Raw genomic sequence first — 22,062 nt, 5'->3', positions numbered from 1 at the left:
GAGGCCGCTCGAATCCTTGGCACGACCACCACTTTACGGCCGCCCGTTCGAGATCAGCGTCCTACATCGGCCAGCTTGGCCCTCAACTGGAGCACGGATTTGGTGTGGATCTGGCTGACCCGGCTCTCGGTGACACCGAGCACGTTGCCGATCTCCGCGAGCGTCAGGCCCTCGTAGTAGTAGAGCGTGACAACGGTCTTCTCCCGCTCGGGCAGGGTGTTGATCGCGCGGGCGAGCAGCCGCCGCAGCTCGCGGTCCTCGGCGATCTCCACCGGGTCGTCCGCGGCGGTGTCCTCCAGCGTGTCCATCAGGCTGAGCCGGTCACCGCCCTCGCCGCCGGCGTGCAGCAGCTCCTCCAGGGCCACCACGTTGGCGAGGGACAACTGGCTGAAAACCGCGTGCAGTTCCTCCAGCGCGATGCCCATCTCGGCCGCGACCTCGCCCTCCGAGGGAGTACGCCGCAGCTGCGCCTCCAGCGTGGCGTACGCGCGCTCGACGGCCCGCGCCTTCTGCCGGACGGAGCGGGGGATCCAGTCCAGGGCCCGCAGTTCGTCGATCATCGCGCCACGGATCCGGGTGATGGCGTACGTCTCGAACTTGATGGAGCGCCCGATGTCGAACTTCTCGATCGCGTCGATCAGTCCGAACACCCCGGACGAGACGAAGTCGGCCTGCTCCACATTGGACGGCAGCCCCACGCTCACCCGACCCGCCACGTACTTCACCAGCGGCGAGTAGTGCAGGATCAGCTGCTCCCGCAACCGCTCGTCGCCCGTCTCCTTGTACGACCGCCACAGTTCCTCGAGGGACGAGGGCGCGGGCGGGCGCACGGTGCCCCGCGCGGCGGGGGGCACGGCCGCGCGGTCGGACCCGGAGGTGTGCTGGGGCATGCGTCGCCTTGAGCCGTTCTGCTGTGAGGGGGAGCGGGGACGAGGACGGTCGGGGGGCGTAATTCTCGTGAGCGTAGCGTGACTGTGCTGTCGCTTTGCGCGAACGGCGCCCGATCGTGGCCCTGTCCGGGCGGGCCGTCGGCCGCATCTTCGAATGGGGCCGACGGCGTGCTCGCCGGCCCCCCGGGCGTCACCGAGAGAGCTACACAGATCATCGAAGTCACCTTTTCACCCGAATGCTCCAGGTCAAGCACCGCCTCGCCGGGTGTTCGGGTCGGGTGGGGCGGCAGGCGCCAACTGCCAGGCGTCGCCCCGGCGTTCCACGAAGCCGAGGGCGTGCAGTTCGTACAGCCTGCCGAGCACGTCGTCAACGGTGGCGCCGGCGCCACGCGCGAGGGAGGGCGCGGTGACGGTTCTCCCCCGGGCGGGCATCGCTTCCAGCACCCGCGCGCCGGCCGGGTCCAGCAGGTCCCTGGGCAGCACCGGTCCGCGCCGGGCCGGGGCGAGGTCGCCGATGCGCCCGACCAGTTCGGCCACTTCCGCGGCCTCGGTGACCAGGACGGCCTCACCCCGCAGCAGTTCGTGCACCCCGGCGGAGAGCCCGCTGGTGGCGGGGCCGGGAACCCCCATGGTGAACCGGCCGAGGCGCTGGGCGCCGCGGGCGGTGACGAGTGAGCCGCTGCGGTACTGCGCCTCCACCACGACGGTGCCCCGGGTGAGCGCCGCGATCACCCGGTTGCGCAGCACGAACCGGCTGGGCGTGGGGTGGGCGCCGGGCGGCAACTCGCTCATGACGAGGCCCTGTTGGGAGATCCTTTCGAGCAGCTCGGCATGGCCGCGCGGATAGACGACGTCGACCCCGCAGGCGAGGACCGCGACGGTGGCCCCACCGACGGCCAGCGTGCCGCGGTGCGCGGCTCCGTCGATGCCGAAGGCGGCGCCCGAGACGACGACCCAGCCGCGCTCGGCGAGCCCGGAGGCCAGTGTCGCCGCCATGTGCGCCCCGTACGGCGTGCAGGCCCGCGCGCCGACCACCGCGACCGAGCGCAACGCCCATCTGCGCAGGTCCGGACGGCCGCGTACCCAGAGTCCGACCGGCCGGGCGTCCCCCAGGTCGTCCAGTTGGCTGGGCCACTCCGGGTCCCCCGGTACGACGAACCGTGCCCCCGCCGCGCGGGCGGCGTCGAGGTCCCGGCCGGGTTCGACCCCCGCCGCCCGTATCCGCAAGCCCTGGACACGCCGCTCACTCGCCCCCGTGAGGGCCCCGTCCCGGTACGGTGAGGAGGTCAGCCGCGCGAGCACCTCCGCCGCGCCCAGTTCGCGCAGCCAGCGTCCGGCGTGCTCGTCCCCCGGCTCGATGACCCTGGTCAGCGCCGCGCGCGCCAGCCGCTCCTCGTCCGGCACCCCACCGCCCGTGGCGCCGTCGCCATCCGCCCCTCGGCCCGTCGTTCCCCGGTGCGCCGCCTCCTGGTCCGTCACCCCCCGGCCCGCCGGCTCCCCGCTCGTCGCCCCCTCCGCCGAGGCGGCCCCCCGCTCCGTCCCGCCGGCCCGGCTCACGGCCCCTCCTCCACCGCCACCGGCACACCCCGGGAGATGCCGGTGCGCAGTTCCAGCGCCAGCCGCACGTCGTGGGACTCCGGCCGGTCACGGCCGGCCAGATCGGCGAGCGTCCAGGCCACCCGCAGGACCCGGTCCACCCCGCGAGCGGTCAGCAGGCCCCGTTCGATGTCCCGCTCGGCGGCGGCCAGGGCCCCGGGGGCCACCTGCCACCGGGTGCGCAGCTCATGACCGGGCACCTCGCGGTTGAGGCGCCACGGCGTGCCGGCCAGGCGGGCCGCCGCGCGCTCCCTCGCGGCCAGCACCCGGGCCGCGACCGACTCGGTGCCCTCCCCCCGCCGGCCCGGGCCCAGCAGGTCCGCGCGGCTGACCGGTTCCACCTCCACCCGCAGGTCCACCCGGTCGAGCAGCGGCCCCGACAGCCGGGCCTGGTACCGGCGGATCACCGAGGCCGGGCACTCGCACCCCGCCCCGTGCAGGGTGTGCCGCCCGCACGGGCACGGGTTCGCGGCGAGCACCATCAGGAAGCTCGCGGGCAACCGCACCACGCCCGCGCTGCGCGCCACCACCACGTGCCCCGACTCCAGCGGCTGGCGCAGCGCGTCCAGGACCTTGCCGGAGAACTCCGGTGCCTCGTCCAGGAAGAGGATCCCCCGGTGTGCCAGGGAGACGGCGCCCGGCCGTGGCAGCCCGTTCCCGCCGCCGACCAGGGACTGCATGGTCGCCGAGTGGTGCGGCGCGCAGTAGGGCGCCCTGCGCACCAGTGGTTCCCCGGGTGGCAGGATGCCCGCCACCGAGTGCACGGCGGTGACCTCCAGGGCCTCGTGCCGGGTCAGCGGCGGCAGGACGCCCGGCAGCCGCTCGGCCAGCATCGTCTTGCCCGCGCCCGGCGGGCCGGACAGCAGGAGGTGGTGCCCGCCGGCCGCCGCTACCTCCAGGGCCACACGGGCGCCTCGCTGCCCCACCACGTCCGCCATGTCCGGCCCGTCCGCCGGGTCGGCGGAGAGCCCGGTGCCCACGCCGGCGCCGGGCACCAGCAGCCCGGCCAGCATGGCGTCGGGCCGTCCCTCGTCGTCGGGGTCGTCCGGCGGCACCGGTTCGTCCGCCAGCACCGCGATGAGCTGCCGCAGCGTTCGGACGCCCAGAACCGACACGCCCGGCACCAGGGCGGCCTCGCCCGCGGTCCGTTCCGGCACCACCACTTGCCGGTAGCCGGCCTCGGCCGCGGCGAGCACCGCGGGCAGCACGCCGCGCACCGGCCGGACCCGCCCGTCCAGGCCCAGCTCCCCGATGAGCACCAGGTCGGCGATGGTCCGGGGATCGACGCGCTCGGCGGCCCCCAGGACTGCCGCGGCAACGGCGAGGTCGAACCCGCTCCCTCCCTTGGGCACGGAGGCCGGGCTCAGCCCGACGGTGAGCTTCTTCTGCGGCCATTCCGCGTCCGAGTTGACGATCGCCGCCCGCACCCGGTCGCGGCTCTCGGACAGGCTCTTGTCCGGCAGCCCGACCAGGGTGAAGGCCGCCACCCCCGGCTCCAGGTCCGCCTGCACCTCGACGACCACGCCTTCGACGCCGACCAGGGCCACCGAGCACGTACGCGCGAAGCCCATGTCAGGCCACCCCCCGCGCGTGCTCGACGACGGGTGCGCCCCGGCGGGGCAGCAGCACCCCGATCACATCGACGCGCGCACCGCCCCACGGGCCGCCGTGCCGCTCCAGCCAGCAGGCGGCGAGCCGTCTGAGCCGGTCGGCCTTGGCGGGAGTGACGGCCGCCATGGGGTGCTGGAAGTCCCCCGCTCTGCGGGTCTTGACCTCGCAGAAGACCACCGTGTCGCCGTCCCGGGCCACGATGTCGATCTCGCCGGCCCGCCCGCACCGCCAATTCCGTGCGAGCACGGTCATCCCGGCCCGGCCCAGCAGCCGGACCGCCAGCCGCTCGCCGTACTGCCCCAGTGCCCCCGTCGCGTTCATCCCGGCACCACCTCCGTCACCGAATGTGACGGATAGGCCGGGGAGCAGTGGATCTTGGTGGACAACCGGCCGGTTGTGGAGAACTCCCTCACCCACACCGGTGAACACGCCGGCCGCCCGGGATCCGGCGGAGACCCGCCGGGCACCTGCCGGACACACCCGCGGATGCCCCCGGCCCGGCGCCCGGCCGTCGCTCAGGTGCCACGTCGCCCAGGTGCCCCGTCGCTCAGCTCCGCTCAGCTGCCGGGCAGCTCCAGGTCGCTCTTGTTCAGCTCCTCGATGTTGACGTCCTTGAACGTCAGCACCCGCACCTGTTTCACGAACCGCGCCGGCCGGTACATGTCCCAGACCCACGCGTCCGCCATGGACACCTCGAAGAAGACCTCGCCCTGGACCGAGTGCACCTGCATCTCGTAGTCGTTGGTGAGGTAGAAGCGGCGCTCGGTCTCGATCACGTATTTGAACAGACCGACGACATCGCGGTACTCCCGGTAGAGCTTCAGCTCCATCTCGGTCTCGTACTTCTCGAGGTCCTCGGCGCTCATGGCATGTTCCCCTTCAGCCGTGCGTCCCCCCATTGTGCGCCAGCCGACCTCACCCCTGGACGATGTCCGGGGGCAGGACCACCGGCGTAAGGGGAGGTCCCTCGTCGAGCAGCGTGCGGAGCAGCCCGGCGAGTCGTGTCGGGTACACCGTCTCACGCGCCGCCGACAGTTCGGCGGAGGTCCACCACCTCAGCCCCGTGACACTGCGCCGCTCCAGCTCGGTCAGCGCGCCGAGGGCCACGGCGGTCCGCTCGGTGCGCGCCAGGTAGTACCACTCGTCCTGATGCCAGCGGCGCCCCGCGAAGGGGAACGAGCAGACCCGCTGCCACAGCACCGGCCCGAGTTCGACCTCGGTGATCCCCGTCTCCTCGGCCAGCTCGCGCAGCGCGGCCTGTTCCCGCGTCTCGTCGCCCTCCACCCCGCCGCCGGGCGTGAACCACCAGGTCACGGACGGGTCGTCCGGCTCGTAGCCGTGCAGCAGGAGGATCCGGTCGTCGGGATCGAGGAGCACCACCCTGGCGACCCGGCGCGGTGCCGCGTCAGGCATGGGCGGCGGCCTTCCCGCGCGGCCGGGACAGCCGCCGCGCGACCGGCCCGTACGCCGCGCCGCCCAGGATCAGCAGGGCCCCGGCGGCCACCGACCCCACGACGAGTCTCACCGGTCCCGGCTTCGATGTCCCGCCGGGCAGCGAGGCGAAGGCGGCGGGGCGGTCCACCATGTCTCCCAGCGGCCAGGCCACGGCGTCCACCCTGGCGCTCACCGCGCCGCGCGGCACCGACCCCTGGCCGGGCTCCTCGAGGTGGACGCGGGAATCCTGGGAGCTCCTCCGCTCGTCACCGAGCAGGAACAGCCGGCCGGCCGGGACGGTGGTCGTGAAGGTCGTCGGCGAGGCGGGCCCCCGGGTGAGCAGATACGGTTCCGCCAGCGCCGTGCCGTTCACGGTGAGCCGGCCGCCCGCGTCGCAGCAGACGACCCGGTCGCCGCCCACCCCGACCACCCGCTTGACCATCGGCAGGTCGCCCCACGACTCGTCCCGGAAGACCACCACGTCCCCGCGCCGCACCTGCGCGCCGTCGATCCGCTGGGCCAGCACCCGGTCCCCCGCCGTCACGGTGGGGGCCATGGAGTCGGTCGGGACGGTGTAGGGCTGGTACTCGACGGCGCCCCAGGCGAAGCCGCCGAGGAAGAGCACACAGCCGACGGCCACGGCCAGCCCCGACAGCGCGCTGCCGAGACGGCCGCGGCCGTCGCCCGTACGTACAGATCCGCTCATCCCAGCGCTCCCCACCCCGGAGTCCGTGCTCCGGAGACCGACGATCAGGGAGGCACCCTACCCGTGGGCCCCCACCTCGCGGTATGCCTCCCGGGAGGAGCCCGCGGGCCGGGGACCGGACGAACCGGAGCGCCGGGAAGCAGGAGGCCCGCCGGACCTTCGGAGAGGCCCGGGAGGGCGGATCAGCGGCTCATGAGCCGCTTCCGGCGCCACAGCACGATCGGCAGCGCGCCCGCGAGCCCCAGCGCGCCCGGACCGCCGGCCGTGACGGCGGCGCTCAGCCCCGGCTGGTCGAAGACGTCCGGCACCGGCAGCGTCGACCAGCGGGTGACCGGCCAGGCCACCACGACGGCCCGCCCGACGACCCGCTCGGTGGCGACCGTGCCGTTGCCGGGCAGTTCCTGGTGGTAGCGGGAGTCCAGCGAGTTCTGGCGGTTGTCGCCCATCACCCAGATCCGGTCCTGGGCGACCTTGATCGGGCCGAACGGCTCGTCGTCGCAGGGCGTGGAGCCGGGTGCGATGTAGGCCGTCTCGTCCAGCGCCTTGCCGTTGACGACGACCTTGCCGCCCTTCTTGCACTCCACGGTGTCCCCGCCGACCGCGATCACCCGCTTGATCAGGTCCTTGTCCTCGGAGGACGGCATGAGACCGATGAAGCTCAGGAAGTTCTGCAGGACGTTCGTCTCGGGGGTGGGCTCACCCTCCAGCCAACCGCCCGGGTCGTGGAAGACGACGACCTCGCCGCGCTCGGGCTCCGAGCCGAACCACGGGGTGAGCTTGTCCACCAGCACCCGGTCGCCCCGCTGGAGCGTGTTCATCATGGAGTCCGACGGGATGGAGAACGCCTGCACCAGGAATGTCTTGATCAGCAGCGCCAGCACCAGCGCGATACCGATCAGCAGAGGCAGTTCCTTCCAGAAGGAACGCGGCTTCTTGGGCCCCTGGTCCGCGCCGTCCGCCACGGTGTCACCGCCGGCCGGACCCGCCGGGCCGGACGCCGACGGGGAGAACTCCCCGGAGGTGCCGGACGAACCGGAGGATCCCGCGGCACCGGAGGAGCCGCTGGAACCGGCGGGGCCGGCAGGACCGACGCCACCGCCGGAGGATGGCTCGGCGGGCTCCCCGTGCCTCTTCTCGGGCTCGTCGTGTCCGGACCGTGCGCCGACCGCCAAATCCCCCACATCCACTCCTCACTCCGTGCGACCGCCCGACCCCTAGCAGGGGCAGGCCCACCACTCCCATAACGAGCGGGAGTTCCGCAGGGCTCGGGAGCCGGATCAATCCGTTCAGATTCCGAGAGGACACACTATGCGACGCGCCGTGCGCGGTGGCCGCGCCGGGCGGTGCGTCCGGGACCGAGGCGAACGTCCCGGGCTCCTCCAGCCTGCGCCAGTGGTCGAAGGGCCAGGCGATGAGGACCGCCTTCCCGACGACCCCCTCCTCCGGGATCGTGCCCTGGAACCGCTCGTCCAGGTGGAAGCGGGAGTCGGCCGAGTCGGACCGGTGGTCCCCCAGCACGAACAGCCGCCCGGCCGGCACCTTCACCTCGAAGTCGATCGTGGAGGGGACGTTCCCCGGGTGCAGATACGGTTCGTCGAGCGGTACGCCGTTGACGGTGACCCGGCCGTCCTTGTCGCAGCACTTGACGGTGTCCCCGCCGACCGCGACCACCCGCTTGATGAGGTCCTGCTCGTCGTCGGACGGCAGCAGGCCGATGAAGGTCAGAACCTGCTTGGCCTGCTTGACCACCACCGGGTCGTCATCGCCGGCCGTCCTCTCCTCGCGCAGCCAGCCGCCGGGGTCCTTGAAGACGACGACATCACCGCGCTGCGGCTTCGAGCCGAACCAGGGGGTCAGCTTGTCCACCAGGACCCGGTCGTCGATCCGGATCGTCTGCTCCATCGAACCCGACGGGATGACGAAGGCCTGCACCAGGAAGGTCTTCAGGACCAGGGCGATGAGCAGCGCGACCGTTATCAGGAGCGGGATCTCCTTGACCGCCGAGCGCTGACGGCGGCGCTTCACCTTGCGGGCGAGCCTGCGCCGCTCCGCGCGTCCCGGCAGGGTCCGGCCGCCGTCGGTGGGCCGTGAGCCGGTGGGCAGCCGGGGGTCGGCCCGGTGGCTGGCCCGCTTGCCGCGGTTACCCATGGCCCCCGCCCGCCGTCCGGGCCCCGGGGGCGTCCGCCACGCCGTGGAAGGCCGTGGTGGCCTCCAGCGCGGACCAGCGCCCGAAGGGCCAGCCGATCCAGTCCGCCCGGCCGATCACCCTGTCCACCGGGACCACCCCACCGCCCGGTTCACCCAGGTGGTCACGCGAGTCGCGGGACTGGCTGCGGTGGTCCCCCATGACCCAGAGGGTGCCCGGCGGCACCACGATGTCGAAGGGCACGCGCGACGGGGCGTCGCCGGGGTGGAGGTACGTCTCGTCGACCGGTACACCGTTCACCTCGACCCTGCCGTCCCTGCCGCAGCACTTCACGCGGTCACCTCCCACGCCGACCACGCGCTTGACGAAGTCGGTGTCGGCGGGTTCGGCCAGGCCGAGTGCCGCGGCGGCACCGTGCAGCAGCCCGGTGACCGGGCCGCGCTCCGGCACCTGCTGGACGAAGGACCCGGTGCCGTCGAAGACGACCACGTCCCCCCGCGCCGGCGTGGCACCGGAGCGGTACGCCAGCTTGTTCACCAGCACCCGGTCCCCGATCGCGAGGGTGGGTTCCATCGAGCCGCTGGGGATCTGGAAGGGCTGCACCACGAAATGGCTGAGCAGGAGCAGGAAGACGGCGCAGACGACGCCGGTCAGCGCCGCGCCGCGCCAGGGGTGTCCGGAACGCACGGAGCGCGACCCCTCCGCGGCGCCGGAGGGCTCCCTTTCGGGAGCCTCCGGGCCGGCGGAGCGGTCGCGCTCGGTGTGCTGTGCTTCGGTGTCCATCGGGGGCAGAGCCTATCCGGCCACCCCGTGGACCCGGTCGCGACGGTGAGCCGGAGCTCAGTTGTCGCGCTTCTCCTTGATCTTGGCGGCCTTGCCGCGCAGCTCACGGAGGTAGTACAGCTTGGCGCGGCGGACGTCACCGCGGGTCACGAGCTCGATCTTCTCGAAGATCGGGCTGTGCACCGGGAAGGTGCGCTCGACGCCGACCGAGAAGGAGACCTTGCGGACCGTGAAGGTCTCGCGGACGCCCGAGCCCTGGCGGCGGATGACGACGCCCTTGAACTGCTGGATACGGGAGCGGTTGCCCTCGATGACGCGGACGTGGACGTTCACGGTGTCACCGGGACGGAACGCGGGGACGTCGGTACGCAGCGATGCGGCGTCGACGGAGTCGAGCAGGTGAGCCATTTTTGTCTGCTTCCTCGCCGATGCCACAGGTCATCGACGGCGATAGTGAGGAGGTGAAGGGTGCTGATCGCGTCGGACGGGCGTCGTGTCCCCCTGTGGCAGGGGCGCACGCCGGACGTACAGCAGCGTCCTATTCTTCCACGGCCGGTGGCCTGCGCCAAAATCGGCCAGCGGGTTCCGGGGCCCAGCCCAGGATGGAGAGCGTCTCGCGGTCCTTCTTGTCGAACGCGGCCGGGTCGCAGCGCTCGATCAGGTCGGGCCGGTTGCGGGCGGTGCGCCGCAGGGCCTCGTCCCGCCGCCACCGCGCGATCCTGCCGTGGTGCCCGCTGAGCAGGACGTCGGGGATCCCGCGACCGCGCCACTGGGGCGGCTTGGTGTAGACCGGGCCCTCCAGGAGGTTGGCCATCGCGCCGGGGGCGAACGAGTCGTCGCGGTGCGACTCGGCGTTGCCCAGCACACCCGGCAGGAGCCGGGCCACGGCCTCGGTGACGACCAGGACGGCGGCCTCGCCGCCCGCCAGGACGTAGTCGCCGATGGACACCTCGTACACCGGCACGCGGGTGGCGTACTCGTCCATGACACGGCGGTCGATGCCCTCGTACCTGGCCGGGGTGAAGATCAGCCACGGGCGCCGGGACAGCTCGACGGCGAGCTCCTGGGTGAACGGGCGGCCGCTGGGGGTGGGCACGACGAGTACGGGACCGGACGTGCCCGCCTCATAGCCGGCGGCCATGACGTCGTCGAGGGCGTCACCCCACGGCTCGGTCTTCATGACCATGCCCGGGCCGCCGCCGTAGGGCGTGTCGTCCACCGTGTTGTGCCGGTCGTGGGTCCACCGCCGCAGGTCGTGGACATGGACGTCGAGCTGCCCGCGCGCGCGGGCCTTGCCGACGAGCGAGACGTTCAGCGGCTCCAGGTACTCGGGGAAGATCGTGACGACGTCGAGCCTCATCGCTCGTCGTCCTCGGCGGCGTCCCGGGAGGAGGCGATCTCGGCCCGGTCGTCGATGAGTCCGGGCGGCGGGTCGATGACCGCCCTCTGCTCGTCGAGGTCGATGTCGGTGACGATCTCCGCCACGAACGGGATCATGACCTCGCTGCCGTCGGGGCGCTCCACCACGAACAGGTCCTGGGAGGCAAGGTGCGAGATCTCGGTGATCCGCCCGACCTCGGTGCCGTCGGCGAGCACCACGTCCAGGTCCATCAGCTGGTGGTCGTAGTACTCGTCGGGCTCCTCCGGCCGCTCGTCCGGGTCCACGTCGGCGATCAGCAGGGTGTTGCGCAGGGCCTCGGCGGCGTTGCGGTCCCGTACGCCCTCGAAGCGCAGCAGCAGGCGGCCGCTGTGCACGCGGCCGGTCTCGATGGTCAGCGGCCCGGCGGAGGCCGGGTCCGTGGCCAGTACGGCACCGGGCGCCAGCCGCAGCTCGGGCTCGTCCGTACGTACCTCGACGGTGACCTCGCCCTTGATGCCGTGGGCGCGGCCGATCCGTGCGACTACCAGCTGCACTGCTCACCTCTTCTTGCAACGACTTGGGGAACGACCACGGGCCGGGGCGGGCCGTAGCCCTCCCCGGCCCGTGCCGGTACTGCCTGGATCCGGGAGGCGACCCCCGGAGCCCGTCTGACGTCGATCAGCGGACCTGGTCCACGTCGACGAGGTCGACGCGGATGCCACGGCCGCCGATGGCGCCCACGACGGTACGCAGAGCGCGAGCGGTGCGGCCGTTGCGGCCGATCACCTTGCCGAGGTCGTCCGGGTGGACCCGGACCTCCAGCACGCGTCCGCGGCGCAGGTCGCGCGAGGCGACCCGCACATCGTCGGGGTTGTCGACAATGCCCTTCACGAGGTGCTCGAGAGCCTCCTCGAGCATGCTCAGGCCTCGGTCGACTCGGTGGACGCGGCCTCGGCCTCGTCCGCCTTCTTGTCGGCCTTCTTCGCCTTCGGGGTGATGGCCTCACCCTTGCTGTCGTCACCCTCGAGAGCCTTGGCGAAGGCGTCGAAGGAGGCGCGCTTGTCTTCCTTCGTCGCCGGGGCCAGCAGCGGCTTCTCCGGGGCCGGCAGGCCCTTGACCTTCTGCCAGTCGCCGGTGAGCTTCAGAATCGCGAGGACCGGCTCGGTCGGCTGGGCGCCGACGGACAGCCAGTACTGCGCACGCTCCGAGTTGACCTCGATGCGCGACGGGTTCTGCACCGGGTGGTACAGACCGATCTCCTCGATGGCCCGGCCGTCACGGCGGGTACGGGAGTCGGCGACGACGATGCGGTAGTGAGGCGAACGGATCTTGCCCAGACGCTTCAGCTTGATCTTGACTGCCACGGGTGTGGTGTCTCCTGGTCTTGACGTGGTTGGGCACGACGAAACGCCGCGTGGGGTTGCGGTACTCGAGTGCCCGATGGACGCGTCAGCCGGAGGAGAGAGGGGTCCTGTTCGACTGTCGAGTACAGCTAGCCATTGTGCCACACCACGCCGGGTCAGCCCGCCGCGCCCACCGCTTCCGGGATCCGGAACGGCTTGCCGCAGCCGCCGCACACGATCGGCGCCTGGGCGAGGACGGAGGGAACGACCCGTACGTTGCGGCCGCACTCGCAGACCGCCTTGACCCGCACGCCGCCGCCCGACGAACCGTGCCTGGCGGCGGGCCCGCGGAAGGAGCGCTTGGTGTCGGAGGCGGTGGCGACCGTGTGCGCCTTCAGCGCGCGATGCAGCCGCTCGATCGTCGGCCGGTACCGGCGTTTGGCCTCGGCGTTGAGCGTGACCAGGGAGAAGCCGCTGCTGGGATGCGGTTCCTCCGGATGGTCCAGGCCCAGCTCCTCGGCGATCGCCAGGAATCTCCGGTTGTGGTAGCGGCCGGCGCGCGAGGTGTCGCGGACCCCTCGCGCGGCGGCGATGCCGTGGACTGCCTCGTGGAGCAGTCGTTCGAAGGAGAGCTCGGCGCCACACGCGGACGACGACTCTCCGATCAGGGACTCGGGCGCGGCAAGATCCGGCAGCTCGGGGTGGTGCCGCTGAATGTCGGCCCACGCCTGTGCCAGCTCTGCGGCGAGAACAGGTGGTGTCGTGCTCACGTCGTGACAACGAGCCGGGAGCTCCCCGGGTTCCATTCCGGGGCATCCCAAATAATTTGCACGTACCCGTCAGTTGCCGTTGATGCGTCCGGACGAGGGCCAGTGCGCTGATCTGCGGAGAAGCCGCACAGCTCACACCAAGGTGGTACGTAACGGCGCGTACGCCCCGGCGCGTGGACCAGTGCACGCGCCGGGTGGCACCGGGTCCCCGGTCCCCGCCGGCGCCCCGCGCGGCAACCGGCCCGGCGACCGCCGGGAGCTGCCGGAAGGCCATCGGCTGCGACAGTACTCCGCCGGGCGGCGCCCTCGGACGCCGACCCGGTCCCTTGGCCGGATGCCGTCGCCCGCGCCCCGCCCGCACCGCCCTACCTGCGCGAACACGCTGGCATGGCGGGAACCGCACACCGGCTCCACTATGGGAGGAGGTTCGTGCCGGCCTCGGGGGCGCACGACCGGGGCACGCAAGCATTGCGACCCCAACCCCTGGACTCGGGGTCGGATGCGGAGTTCCCTTGCATACGGAGTGCGAGCGCACGTACACGGGGGCTGTCAATCACAGCAGAGACGCACAGATGGACCTCTCGGCGGATTGGGGCGCTTTCGATGACACCTATGCTCGTCCAGCACCACCCCCACCCGGCCTCGGCCCCTCCGGCCACGGACGCGCCCGGTCGTGCCCGCGACTGGGCGGAGATCCAGGAGCGGATGCTGGTGCCGCTGTACGAAGCGGTGTACGAACACCTGGAGGTCGGCGCCGGGACCCGGCTGCTCGGTCTCGGTTGCGGTTCGGGACTCGCCCTGCTGATGGCCGCCGCCCGCGGCGCACAGGTGACGGGCGTGGACACCGACCCGGCGCGTCTGGACCTGGCGCGGGAGCGGCTGCGGCCGGAGCCCGGGCGGAGAACCCCGCGCGGTGAGGGCACGCTCGTCTGCGGCGGTCCCGAAGAGGCGGCCGACCCCACCCGTCCGGCCTACAACCTCGTCACCGCCTTCCAGCCCATCGGCAGTGCGGCGGACGACTCCGAGGGCCTGGTGCCCGCCCTGAGCGCGGCCGTCCCGCTCGCCGAGCGCGGCAGCGCCGTGGTCCTGGCCGGCTGGGGACCGCCCGAGCGGTGCGCCACCTCGGCGGTGCTGCGCGTGGCCGGACGGCTGACCGAGCGGCTGCAGAACCGCGCCGGCTGGCGGCCGGCACTCCGGGACGACCTGGAGGAGGTCGCCGCGCGGGCCGGCCTCAACCCGGACGGCTCGGGACGGGTGACGTGCCCCTTCGGGTACGCGGACATGGCCAGCGCCGTGCGCGGCCTGTTCTCCACCGGCCTGTTCGACGCGGCGGTGCGGGCCTGCGACCAGGAGACGGTCGAGAAGGAGGTCACCGAGGCGCTCCACCCGCACCAGCGGCCCGACGGCACGGTGTGGATGCCGAACGTCTTCCGCTACCTGGTCGCCAGGACGCCCTGAGCCCACCGGGCCGCGGCCACGCGTGAGGGGCACCCGCCGCCGGCGGGTGCCGCTCGTCGTCGCGGGACCGGGTCCGCGTCAGCCCATGAACTTCTTGAACTCGTCCGGCAGTTCGAAGTCCTGACCCGGCTGGCCGCCCGGCAGCCCGAACGCGCCGCCCTGCTGCGCCGCCTGCTCCCGGCGTACGGCGGCGGCCTGCTCCTCGGCCTTGCGCTTCATCGGGTTGCCGCTCTTGCGCTTGCCCTTGGCCTGCTTCTGCTGCTTCTTCTGCCGGCCGGGGCCGCCGCCCATGCCCGGGATGCCGGGCATTCCCGGCATCCCGCCGCCCTGCGCCATGCGCGACATCATCTTGCGGGCCTCGAAGAAACGCTCGACCAGGCCCTTGACGGTGCTGACCTCCACACCGGAACCGCGCGCGATGCGCGCCCGGCGCGAGCCGTTGATGATGGTGGGGTCCTGGCGCTCGGCCGGGGTCATCGACTTGATGATCGCGGCCGTGCGGTCCACGTCACGCTCGTCGATGTTGTTGATCTGCTCCTTCATCTGGGCCATGCCGGGCAGCATCCCGAGCAGCTTGCTGATGCTGCCCATCTTGCGGACCTGCTCCATCTGGGCCAGGAAGTCGTCGAGCGTGAAGTCCTTGCCCTTGCTGCTCGCCAGCTTGGAGGCCATCTTGGCGGCCTCTTCCTGGGAGAAGGTCTGCTCGGCCTTCTCGATGAGCGAGAGCACGTCGCCCATGCCGAGGATGCGGGACGCCATGCGGTCCGGGTGGAACGCGTCGAAGTCGTCCAGCTTCTCGCCGTTGGAGGCGAACATGATCTGGCGGCCGGTGACGTGCGCGATCGACAGGGCGGCACCACCACGGGCGTCGCCGTCGAGCTTGGACAGCACCACACCGTCGAACCCGACGCCGTCGCGGAAGGCCTCGGCGGTGTTGACCGCGTCCTGGCCGATCATCGCGTCGACCACGAAGAGGACCTCGTCGGGCTTGACGGCGTCGCGGATGTCCGCGGCCTGCCGCATCAGCTCCTGGTCGATGCCCAGGCGGCCGGCGGTGTCCACGATGACGATGTCGTGGACCTTCGACTTGGCGTACTCGATGGAGTCCTCGGCGACCCGCACCGGGTCCCCGACGCCGTTGCCGGGCTCCGGCGCGTAGACCGCCACGCCGGCGCGCTCGGCGACGACGGAGAGCTGGTTGACGGCGTTGGGGCGCTGGAGGTCGCAGGCGACCAGCAGCGGCGAGTGCCCCTGGCCCTTGAGCCACTTGCCGAGCTTTCCGGCCAGGGTCGTCTTACCCGCGCCCTGGAGACCCGCGAGCATGATGACGGTCGGCGGGTTCTTGGCGAAGCGCAGACGACGGGTCTCGCCGCCGAGGATGCCGACGAGCTCCTCGTTGACGATCTTGATGACCTGCTGGGCGGGGTTGAGCGCCTGGGAGACCTCGGCGCCCAGCGCCCGCTCCTTGACCTGCCGGATGAAGGACCGGACCACAGGCAGGGCGACGTCCGCTTCCAGCAGCGCGATACGGATCTCACGTGCCGTGGCGTCGATGTCCGCCTCGCTGAGGCGGCCCTTGCCCCGGAGGTTCTTGAAAGTCGCTGCAAGGCGGTCGCTGAGGGTATCGAACACGGCGGTCGCGGATCCTCGGGTGTAGGGGTCGGGCGGACAGTCGTCCCCCAGGGTATCCGGCCTCGCCGGGTCCGCGGCCTCGCCCGCCCGGAGCCGCGGGCGAGGGCGGGCGTCCGGTGCGGGGACGGGTCAGGACAGCAGTGCCCGCTCCAGCCCCCGGGCGACCTCGGCGGCGCGTGCGTCCGGGAGCAGGGAGCCGTCCGCCGCGGTGACGTAGAAGGCGTCCACCGCGTTGGCGCCCAGCGTGGAGACGTGCGCGCTCCTGACCCGTACCGCCGCGGTCTCCAGCGCCCGGCCGATGCGGTGCAGCAGGCCCGGGGCGTCCTGGGCCCGCACCTCGATGACGGTCGCCCGGGTCGACCCGGAGGCGGCGACGGTGACCCGGGGAGGCGGGGCCTCCACGCCGCGCCGCCGGGGGTAGGCGGCCTCCCGCTCGGCGAGGCGGGAGGGGATGTCCAGTGAGCCGTCCAGGGCCCGCAGGAGATCGGCGCGCAGCCGGGCGGCCTGGGGCAGCGAGCCGTACTCGGCGGCGACGCGCCAGTTCAGTACCAGCACGGCACCCCGCCCCGGCCCCAGCTCCGTGGGCAGGTCGATGGCCCGCAGGTCGGCGGCCCGGACGGTCAGCCGGTGCAGCGCGAGGACCCCGGCGACGGCGGGCAGCACACCGGGCTGGTCCGGCAGGGCGATCAGCAGCTCGACGCCCACCGGCTCGGGTGCGCCGTCGTCCGAGGGGTGCTCGGCGTGCAGCGTGAGCTCGGGTTCGCCGGTGCGCAGCGCCTCGACGGCCAGCCGCTCCTCCTCGGCGCCGGGGGCGGCGGGCCCGGGCCGCGCCGGCGCCCCGCCCGCCAGGGCGTCCGCGACCCGCTCGACCAGGTCGGCGACGAGCGAGCCACGCCAGGCGGACCAGGCGGCGGGCCCGGTGGCCAGGGCGTCGGCCTCGGTCAGGGCGTGCAGCAGCTCCAGCGTGGCGGCCGACCCGACGGCCGAGGCGACGGACCGGACGGTCGCCGGGTCGTCGAGGTCCCGCCGGGTGGCGGTTTCGACGAGCAGCAGGTGGTGGCGGACCAGGGTGGCGACGACGGCCGCGTCGGCGCGGCCGAAGCCGATCCGGGCGGCGACGTCACGGGCGATGCTCTCGCCCGCCACGGAGTGGTCGCCGGGCCGGCCCTTGCCGATGTCGTGCAGCAGGGCGGCGACCAGGAGCAGGTCGGGGCGGCCCACCCGGCGGGTGAGCGACGAGGCCCGTACCGCCGTCTCGACCAGGTGCCGGTCGACGGTCCAGGTGTGCACGGGGTTGCGCTGCGGCCGGCAGCGGACCCGCTCCCAGTCCGGGATCAGCCGTGTGATCAGCCCCTCGGCCTCCAACGCGTCCCAGACGGCGACGGCCGGGCCGCCCGCGCCGAGGAGGGTGACGAGCTCCTCGCGGGCCTCGGCCGGCCAGGGCACGGGCAGGGGTCCGGCGGTGGCGGCCAGGTGCCGTACGGCGTGCGGTGAGAGCGGCAGAGCGGACTGGGCGGCCGCGGCGGCGGCCCGCAGCGGCAGGACGGGGTCGCGTTCGGGCCGGGCGGTGCGGGCGAGGACCACCTCGCCGTCCATCTCGACCACGCCCTCGGCGAGCGGGGTGCGCTGGACCGGCGGCCTGCCGCCCAGGAGCTTGCGCAGCCGGGGCCGTACGGAGCGGGCCTTGAGCACCCGGTTCACCTCGCGCCAGGTGACGTCCCCGGCGTAGGAGATGGTGCGCGCCGCCTCGTACACCTCGCGCAGCAGCGCGTCTCCGTCCCGCAGTCCGAGGGCGGTGGCGACCTGATCCTGCTCCTGGAGGGCGAGCCGGTCGGTGGCCCGCCCGGTGACCAGGTGGAGCGCGTCGCGGGCGTCGAGCAGCCGGCGCCGCGCCTCGGCGAGCCCGGCGCGCGGGGCGTCGGCGAGCCAGGAGGCGGCGACCGCCCGCAGCGCGGTGGCGTCCCGCAGTCCGCCCCGCGCCTCCTTCAGGTCGGGTTCCAGCAGGAACTGCAGCTCGCCCTGGCGGTCGGCCCGTTCGCGGCCCAGCTCGTACAGCTCGGGCAGCCGCCTGGGGGCCTGGTTGCGCCAGTCGGCGAGGACCGCCGACCGCAGCGCCGAGACCAGTTGGACGTCGCCGGCGACATGGCGGGCGTCGAGCAGGCCGAGCTGCACCTTCAGGTCACCGGCGGCGGTGCCGCGGGCCTCGCCCGGGGTGCGTACGGAGTGGTCGAGGGCCAGGCCCAGGTCCCAGACCGGGTACCAGATCCGGTCGGCGAGGGCGGCGACGGCCGCCGCGTCGGCGCCGCCGTCGTGCAGCAGGAGCAGGTCGAGGTCGCTGCGCGGGGAGAGCTCCCCGCGCCCGTACCCGCCGACGGCGACCAGGGCCACGCCCCGCGCCGGGGCGGCGGCCGCGCCGAACAGGGCCGCCAGCCAGTCGTCGGTCAGCCGGGCCAGGGCGGAACGGCGCGGCGGCCCGGACCGTGCCTCGTCCTGGAGGAGGCGCAGTCGGGCCGCCGCGTAACCGCTGGGTCCCGAGTCCTCCGCGTGCGTGTTCACATCAAGGCTCGTCACCCTGCGGCTCCTCAGAGTGCGTCGGGTCCGCGTTCGCCGGTACGTACCCGTACCGCTGTCTCCACCGGCACGCTCCACACCTTGCCGTCACCGATCTTGCCGGTACGGGCGGCCTTGACGACGACCTCGATGAGCTGTTCGGCGTCCTCGTCCTCGACCAGGACCTCGATACGGATCTTCGGCACCAGGTCGACGGTGTACTCGGCGCCCCGGTAGACCTCGGTGTGGCCGCGCTGGCGCCCGTATCCGCTGGCCTCGGTGACGGTCAGGCCCTGGACCCCGAAGGCCTGGAGGGCTTCCTTGATCTCGTCCAGCCGGTGCGGCTTGACGACCGCCGTGATGAGCTTCATGCGTCCACCTTCTTGTTCTGCGCTGCGGGCATGGCCTCGGTGAGGGGCTTGCGCGAGCCGGCACCGCCACCGGCTCCGCTGAAGTCGTAGGCCGTCTCGGCATGCTCGACCTGGTCGATGCCCAGCACCTCGTCGTCCTCGCCGACCCGCATGCCCATCACCTTGTCGATGACGAGCGCGAGCAGCGCGGAGACCACCAGGGAGTAGGCCAGGACCGCGAGGACCCCGGTGGCCTGCTTGCCGAGCTGCTCCAGGCCGCCGCCGTAGAAGAGCCCCTTGGCCTCGGACTGGACGCCACCGGTGGCGAAGAGGCCGACGAGCAGCGAGCCGACGATGCCGCCGACGAGGTGGACGCCCACGACGTCGAGGGAGTCGTCGTAGCCGAAGCGGTACTTCAGGCCGACGGCCATGGCGCACAGCAGGCCGGCGACGGCGCCGATGGCGATCGCGCCGAGCGGCGAGCAGGAGCCGCCGGCCGGGGTGATGGCGACCAGGCCCGCGACGGCGCCGGAGGCGGCGCCGAGGGTGGTGAAGGCGCCGTGGCGGATCTTCTCGTACGCCAGCCAGGCGCACATGGCGGCGGCGGTGGCGACCTGGGTGTTGAGGAACATCACCGCGCCGACGCCGTCGTCGTTGCCGAGCCACGACCCCGCGTTGAAGCCGAACCAGCCGAACCAGAGCAGTCCGGCGCCGAGCATGACCAGCGGCAGGCTGTGCGGGCGCATCGGGTCCTTCTTGAAGCCGACGCGCTTGCCGATGACCAGGATGACGCCGAGGGCGGCGGCTCCGGCGTTGATGTGGACGGCCGTGCCGCCCGCGAAGTCGATGACGCCCATCTCGAAGAGCCAGCCGCCGGAACCCCAGACCCAGTGGGCGACCGGGAAGTAGACGACGGTCGCCCAGAGGGCGACGAACAGGGCCCAGGCGGTGAACTTGACGCGGTCGGCGAGCGCGCCGCTGATCAGGGCGGGCGTGATGACGGCGAACATCAGCTGGAAGACGGCGAAGACGTACACCGGGATGGTGTAGCCGTCCCACAGTTCGGTCAGGCCGATGCCGCTGAGTCCCACGTAGTCGGAGGACCATCCGACGACGGAGCCGTAGTCGGTGCCGAAGGCGATGCTGAAGCCGTAGAGCACCCACAGGATGGTGACGATCCCGAGGCTGATGAAGCTCATCATCAGCATGTTGAGGGTGGACTTCACCCGGACCATGCCTCCGTAGAAGAAGGCGAGGGCGGGCGTCATCAGCATCACCAGGGCGGTGCAGATGAGCATGAACCCGGTGTTGGCGGCGGACAGCGTGGGCGTGTCTGCGGCAAGCGTCGTGATGCCTGGAGGCATCGGCGTCTCCTCGTCGTCGGGTGCGGCCTGTGCGGGGCTGAGCCGGTACTGCTCGGCTGTGAGGGGTGGCCGGTTATGACGCCCGAGGTTGGCGGAGCGCGGTTTCGGTCGATGCCGCACGATGTTTCGCCGCAGTGACGAAGGAGCGGGACGTGTTACGCCCCGATGAACTGCCGAATCACGGAGAGGTCACGGCGGTATCCCCCGCGCACGGCGCGGACCGGCCGCGACGGTCACCCTGTCGACCTGGCGGCGGGGGAGCCGTGTCGGGCTGTACGGGGTGACGGTCGCGGCCGGAGTGGAGGGGGTCAGACCGCCTCGGCGGTCTCGGGGAGCTTCTCGGTGAGGATGTCGGTGAGCCGGGCGACCTCGGGTACGTCGCCGAAGTCCCTGGCCGCGGTGGAGACGGTCTTGCGCAGCCGGGTGTTCACCCGCTCGGAGCGCACGCTGCCGGCGACGGTCAGACAGCGCTCGGCGAGGGCCGTGGCCTGCTCGGGTTCGCGCTTGAGCAGGTGCACGGTGGCCATGCCGACGAGGTTGAGCGCGTACGAGCGCTGGTGGTCGGGGTCCTGCTCGAAGAGCTCCACCGCGCGCCGCATCACCGGCTCGGCCAGCGAGGCGTAGGTGGGGCTGCGGCCGGCCACATAGGCGAGGTCGCGGTAGGAGTGGGCGTTCTCGCCGTTGAGCTCGGCCTCGGAGAAGAAACGGATCCAGTCGGGCTCGGGCTCGCCGTCCAGACCGACGTCGGCGAAGGTGTCCTCGGCCATCCGCACGGCCCGTTTGCACTTGCTCGGCTGGCCCATGTTGGCGTACGCGCGGGCCTCCATCGCATACAGCATCGCCTGGGTGCGCGGGGTGGCGCAGTCACGGCTGCCGTACTGGGCGAGGTGGATGAGCTCCAGGGCGTCGTCGGGCCGGCCCAGGTGGATCATCTGGCGGCTCATCGAGGAGAGGACGTACGAGCCCAGGGGCTTGTCGCCGGCCTCCTTGGCGGCGTGCAGGGCGAGGACGAAGTACTTCTGGGCGGTGGGCTGGAGGCCCACGTCGTAGCTCATCCAGCCGGCCAGTTCGGCCAGTTCGGCGGCGCAGGTGAACAGCCGGCGGGCGGTGGCGGCCGGCTGCGGCTCCTGCAGCAGGTCGGTGACCTCATGGAGTTGGCCGACGACCGCCTTGCGGCGCAGCCCGCCGCCGCACTGGGCGTCCCATTTGCGGAACATGGCGGTGGTGGCTTCCAGCAGGTCCAGTTCGGGCCTGGAGAGCCGGGAGGTCCTGCGGCCGGCGGCGGCCGGCCCACCGGGGCCCGGCTCGGCGGCCGGGGCGGGCACCAGCCAGCGCTGCATGGGCTCGATCAGGGCGGGGCCGGCGGCCAGGGCGAGCGAGGTGCCGAGGAAGCCCCGCCGGGCCAGCATCAGGTCGCTGCGGGAGAACTCGCTGAGCAGGGCGACGGTCTGGGAACCCGCCCAGGGCAGGTCCACGCCGGACACCGAGGGTGACTGGTGCGCCGCGCGCAGGCCGAGTTCCTCGACGGCGACGACGGTGCCGAACCGTTCGGAGAACAGCTCGGAGAGGATGCGCGGGATCGGCTCGCGCGGCTGCTCGCCGTCGAGCCAGCGCCGGACCCGGGAGGTGTCGGTGCTGATGTGGTGTGCGCCCATCTGGCGGGCCCGCCGGTTCACTTGGCGCGCCAGCTCGCCCTTGGACCAGCCGCTGCGTACGAACCACGAGCCCAGTTGCTCGTTCGGGCGCTTGCCGGCATTCGTACCGTCCACGCCGCTGCCGCCCACTGGAACGCCCCCATCCGCTGAAATCGCCATGTGCTCGAACCCCTGTCGAAATGCCGCCGGTCGTCGCCGTCCGTGCGGGCCGCGCGCCCTTCGCACACGAATACGGCTCGCCTCCGGGCATACCCATCGGAACAGCCACCGCCACCCGGGGATCGCGCACCGAAAGTAATCCTACGATCACCCGTCCGGCGAGGCCGTTCCCGTAAACGCCACCATTCGCCACCCCTTCGAATGAACTGGGCCGCCGCCAGGCGCGATTCACTTGACACCAGGCGATCAGAAGAG

General features: G+C 72.7%; 22 protein-coding genes. 1 reads left to right on the top strand and 21 read right to left on the bottom strand.

Annotation, left to right across the window (positions count from 1 at the left end; all coding sequences use genetic code 11):
• Positions 1-53: 53 nt before the first annotated feature.
• The 16 genes from whiG to AB0H53_RS08420 all read right to left on the bottom strand — a co-directional run bounded on the left by whiG (position 54) and on the right by AB0H53_RS08420 (position 12,675).
• Entirely contained in the window at positions 54-890 is an 837-nt protein-coding gene (whiG, locus tag AB0H53_RS08495) for an RNA polymerase sigma factor WhiG (protein WP_362108888.1), read from the bottom strand.
• Between the two features lie 246 nt (positions 891-1,136).
• Complete coding sequence (dprA, locus tag AB0H53_RS08490) at positions 1,137-2,294, bottom strand: DNA-processing protein DprA (protein WP_362109057.1); 1,158 nt, start codon at positions 2,292-2,294, stop codon at positions 1,137-1,139.
• A 149-nt stretch (positions 2,295-2,443) separates the two neighbouring features.
• Positions 2,444-4,057: a YifB family Mg chelatase-like AAA ATPase gene (locus tag AB0H53_RS08485; protein WP_362108886.1), complete on the bottom strand. Its 1,614-nt coding sequence runs from the start codon at positions 4,055-4,057 to the stop codon at positions 2,444-2,446.
• Between the two features lies 1 nt (position 4,058).
• Complete coding sequence (locus AB0H53_RS08480) at positions 4,059-4,418, bottom strand: YraN family protein (protein ID WP_362108884.1); 360 nt, start codon at positions 4,416-4,418, stop codon at positions 4,059-4,061.
• A gap of 236 nt (positions 4,419-4,654) precedes the next feature.
• Positions 4,655-4,963 carry a DUF2469 domain-containing protein gene (locus tag AB0H53_RS08475; RefSeq protein ID WP_005311352.1) on the bottom strand — a complete coding sequence of 103 codons (309 nt, stop codon included), beginning with the start codon at positions 4,961-4,963 and terminating at the stop codon, positions 4,655-4,657.
• Positions 4,964-5,012: 49 nt separating this feature from the next.
• On the bottom strand, positions 5,013-5,510 hold the full coding sequence (locus tag AB0H53_RS08470; protein WP_362108882.1) for an NUDIX hydrolase: 498 nt from the start codon (positions 5,508-5,510) through the stop codon (positions 5,013-5,015).
• Complete coding sequence (gene lepB / locus AB0H53_RS08465) at positions 5,503-6,237, bottom strand: signal peptidase I (RefSeq protein ID WP_362108881.1); 735 nt, start codon at positions 6,235-6,237, stop codon at positions 5,503-5,505. Before lepB (AB0H53_RS08465) ends, AB0H53_RS08470 begins: the two co-directional genes overlap by 8 nt.
• 182 nt (positions 6,238-6,419) lie before the next feature.
• Entirely contained in the window at positions 6,420-7,199 is a 780-nt protein-coding gene (gene lepB / locus AB0H53_RS08460) for a signal peptidase I (protein WP_362108879.1), read from the bottom strand.
• Positions 7,200-7,203: 4 nt separating this feature from the next.
• The gene (gene lepB / locus AB0H53_RS08455) at positions 7,204-8,385 is read right to left on the bottom strand and encodes a signal peptidase I (RefSeq protein ID WP_362108877.1); all 1,182 of its coding nucleotides are present in this window, start codon (positions 8,383-8,385) and stop codon (positions 7,204-7,206) included.
• Positions 8,378-9,166: a signal peptidase I gene (gene lepB, locus AB0H53_RS08450; RefSeq protein ID WP_362108875.1), complete on the bottom strand. Its 789-nt coding sequence runs from the start codon at positions 9,164-9,166 to the stop codon at positions 8,378-8,380. Before lepB (AB0H53_RS08450) ends, lepB (AB0H53_RS08455) begins: the two co-directional genes overlap by 8 nt.
• A gap of 57 nt (positions 9,167-9,223) precedes the next feature.
• Positions 9,224-9,574: a 50S ribosomal protein L19 gene (gene rplS / locus AB0H53_RS08445; protein ID WP_362108873.1), complete on the bottom strand. Its 351-nt coding sequence runs from the start codon at positions 9,572-9,574 to the stop codon at positions 9,224-9,226.
• A 130-nt stretch (positions 9,575-9,704) separates the two neighbouring features.
• Positions 9,705-10,526 (bottom strand): tRNA (guanosine(37)-N1)-methyltransferase TrmD, encoded by an 822-nt coding sequence (gene trmD / locus AB0H53_RS08440; protein ID WP_362108871.1) that lies wholly within the window; start codon positions 10,524-10,526, stop codon positions 9,705-9,707.
• The gene (gene rimM / locus AB0H53_RS08435) at positions 10,523-11,080 is read right to left on the bottom strand and encodes a ribosome maturation factor RimM (protein WP_362108869.1); all 558 of its coding nucleotides are present in this window, start codon (positions 11,078-11,080) and stop codon (positions 10,523-10,525) included. Before rimM ends, trmD begins: the two co-directional genes overlap by 4 nt.
• A gap of 124 nt (positions 11,081-11,204) precedes the next feature.
• The gene (locus tag AB0H53_RS08430) at positions 11,205-11,444 is read right to left on the bottom strand and encodes an RNA-binding protein (protein WP_031130168.1); all 240 of its coding nucleotides are present in this window, start codon (positions 11,442-11,444) and stop codon (positions 11,205-11,207) included.
• 2 nt (positions 11,445-11,446) lie between these two features.
• Positions 11,447-11,890 (bottom strand): 30S ribosomal protein S16, encoded by a 444-nt coding sequence (rpsP, locus tag AB0H53_RS08425; protein WP_362108867.1) that lies wholly within the window; start codon positions 11,888-11,890, stop codon positions 11,447-11,449.
• Positions 11,891-12,045: 155 nt separating this feature from the next.
• A complete protein-coding gene (locus AB0H53_RS08420; RefSeq protein ID WP_362108865.1) occupies positions 12,046-12,675 on the bottom strand; it encodes a hypothetical protein in 630 nt (209 codons plus the stop codon).
• 567 nt (positions 12,676-13,242) lie between these two features.
• Between AB0H53_RS08420 and AB0H53_RS08415 the strand changes: the two genes are divergently transcribed.
• Entirely contained in the window at positions 13,243-14,097 is an 855-nt protein-coding gene (locus AB0H53_RS08415) for a methyltransferase domain-containing protein (RefSeq protein WP_362108863.1), read from the top strand.
• A gap of 78 nt (positions 14,098-14,175) precedes the next feature.
• Here the strand turns inward: AB0H53_RS08415 and ffh are convergent, their stop codons facing one another.
• The 5 genes from ffh to AB0H53_RS08390 all read right to left on the bottom strand — a co-directional run bounded on the left by ffh (position 14,176) and on the right by AB0H53_RS08390 (position 21,777).
• Positions 14,176-15,729 carry a signal recognition particle protein gene (ffh, locus tag AB0H53_RS08410; protein WP_362108861.1) on the bottom strand — a complete coding sequence of 518 codons (1,554 nt, stop codon included), beginning with the start codon at positions 15,727-15,729 and terminating at the stop codon, positions 14,176-14,178.
• 129 nt (positions 15,730-15,858) lie between these two features.
• Entirely contained in the window at positions 15,859-18,300 is a 2,442-nt protein-coding gene (locus AB0H53_RS08405) for a [protein-PII] uridylyltransferase (RefSeq protein ID WP_362108859.1), read from the bottom strand.
• 11 nt (positions 18,301-18,311) lie between these two features.
• Entirely contained in the window at positions 18,312-18,650 is a 339-nt protein-coding gene (locus AB0H53_RS08400; protein WP_003965965.1) for a P-II family nitrogen regulator, read from the bottom strand.
• On the bottom strand, positions 18,647-19,993 hold the full coding sequence (locus tag AB0H53_RS08395; protein WP_362108857.1) for an ammonium transporter: 1,347 nt from the start codon (positions 19,991-19,993) through the stop codon (positions 18,647-18,649). Before AB0H53_RS08395 ends, AB0H53_RS08400 begins: the two co-directional genes overlap by 4 nt.
• 308 nt (positions 19,994-20,301) lie before the next feature.
• Positions 20,302-21,777, bottom strand: coding sequence for a hypothetical protein (locus AB0H53_RS08390; protein WP_362109055.1), 1,476 nt, complete (start codon positions 21,775-21,777; stop codon positions 20,302-20,304).
• Positions 21,778-22,062 lie beyond the last annotated feature (285 nt).

Origin of the sequence: Streptomyces sp. NPDC050856, assembly GCF_040653855.1 — a bacterium.
Taxonomy (GTDB): Bacteria; Actinomycetota; Actinomycetes; order Streptomycetales; family Streptomycetaceae; genus Streptomyces.
The sequence above is the reverse complement of the archived record's forward strand: the minus strand, read 5'-3'. Positions and strand labels throughout refer to the sequence as shown.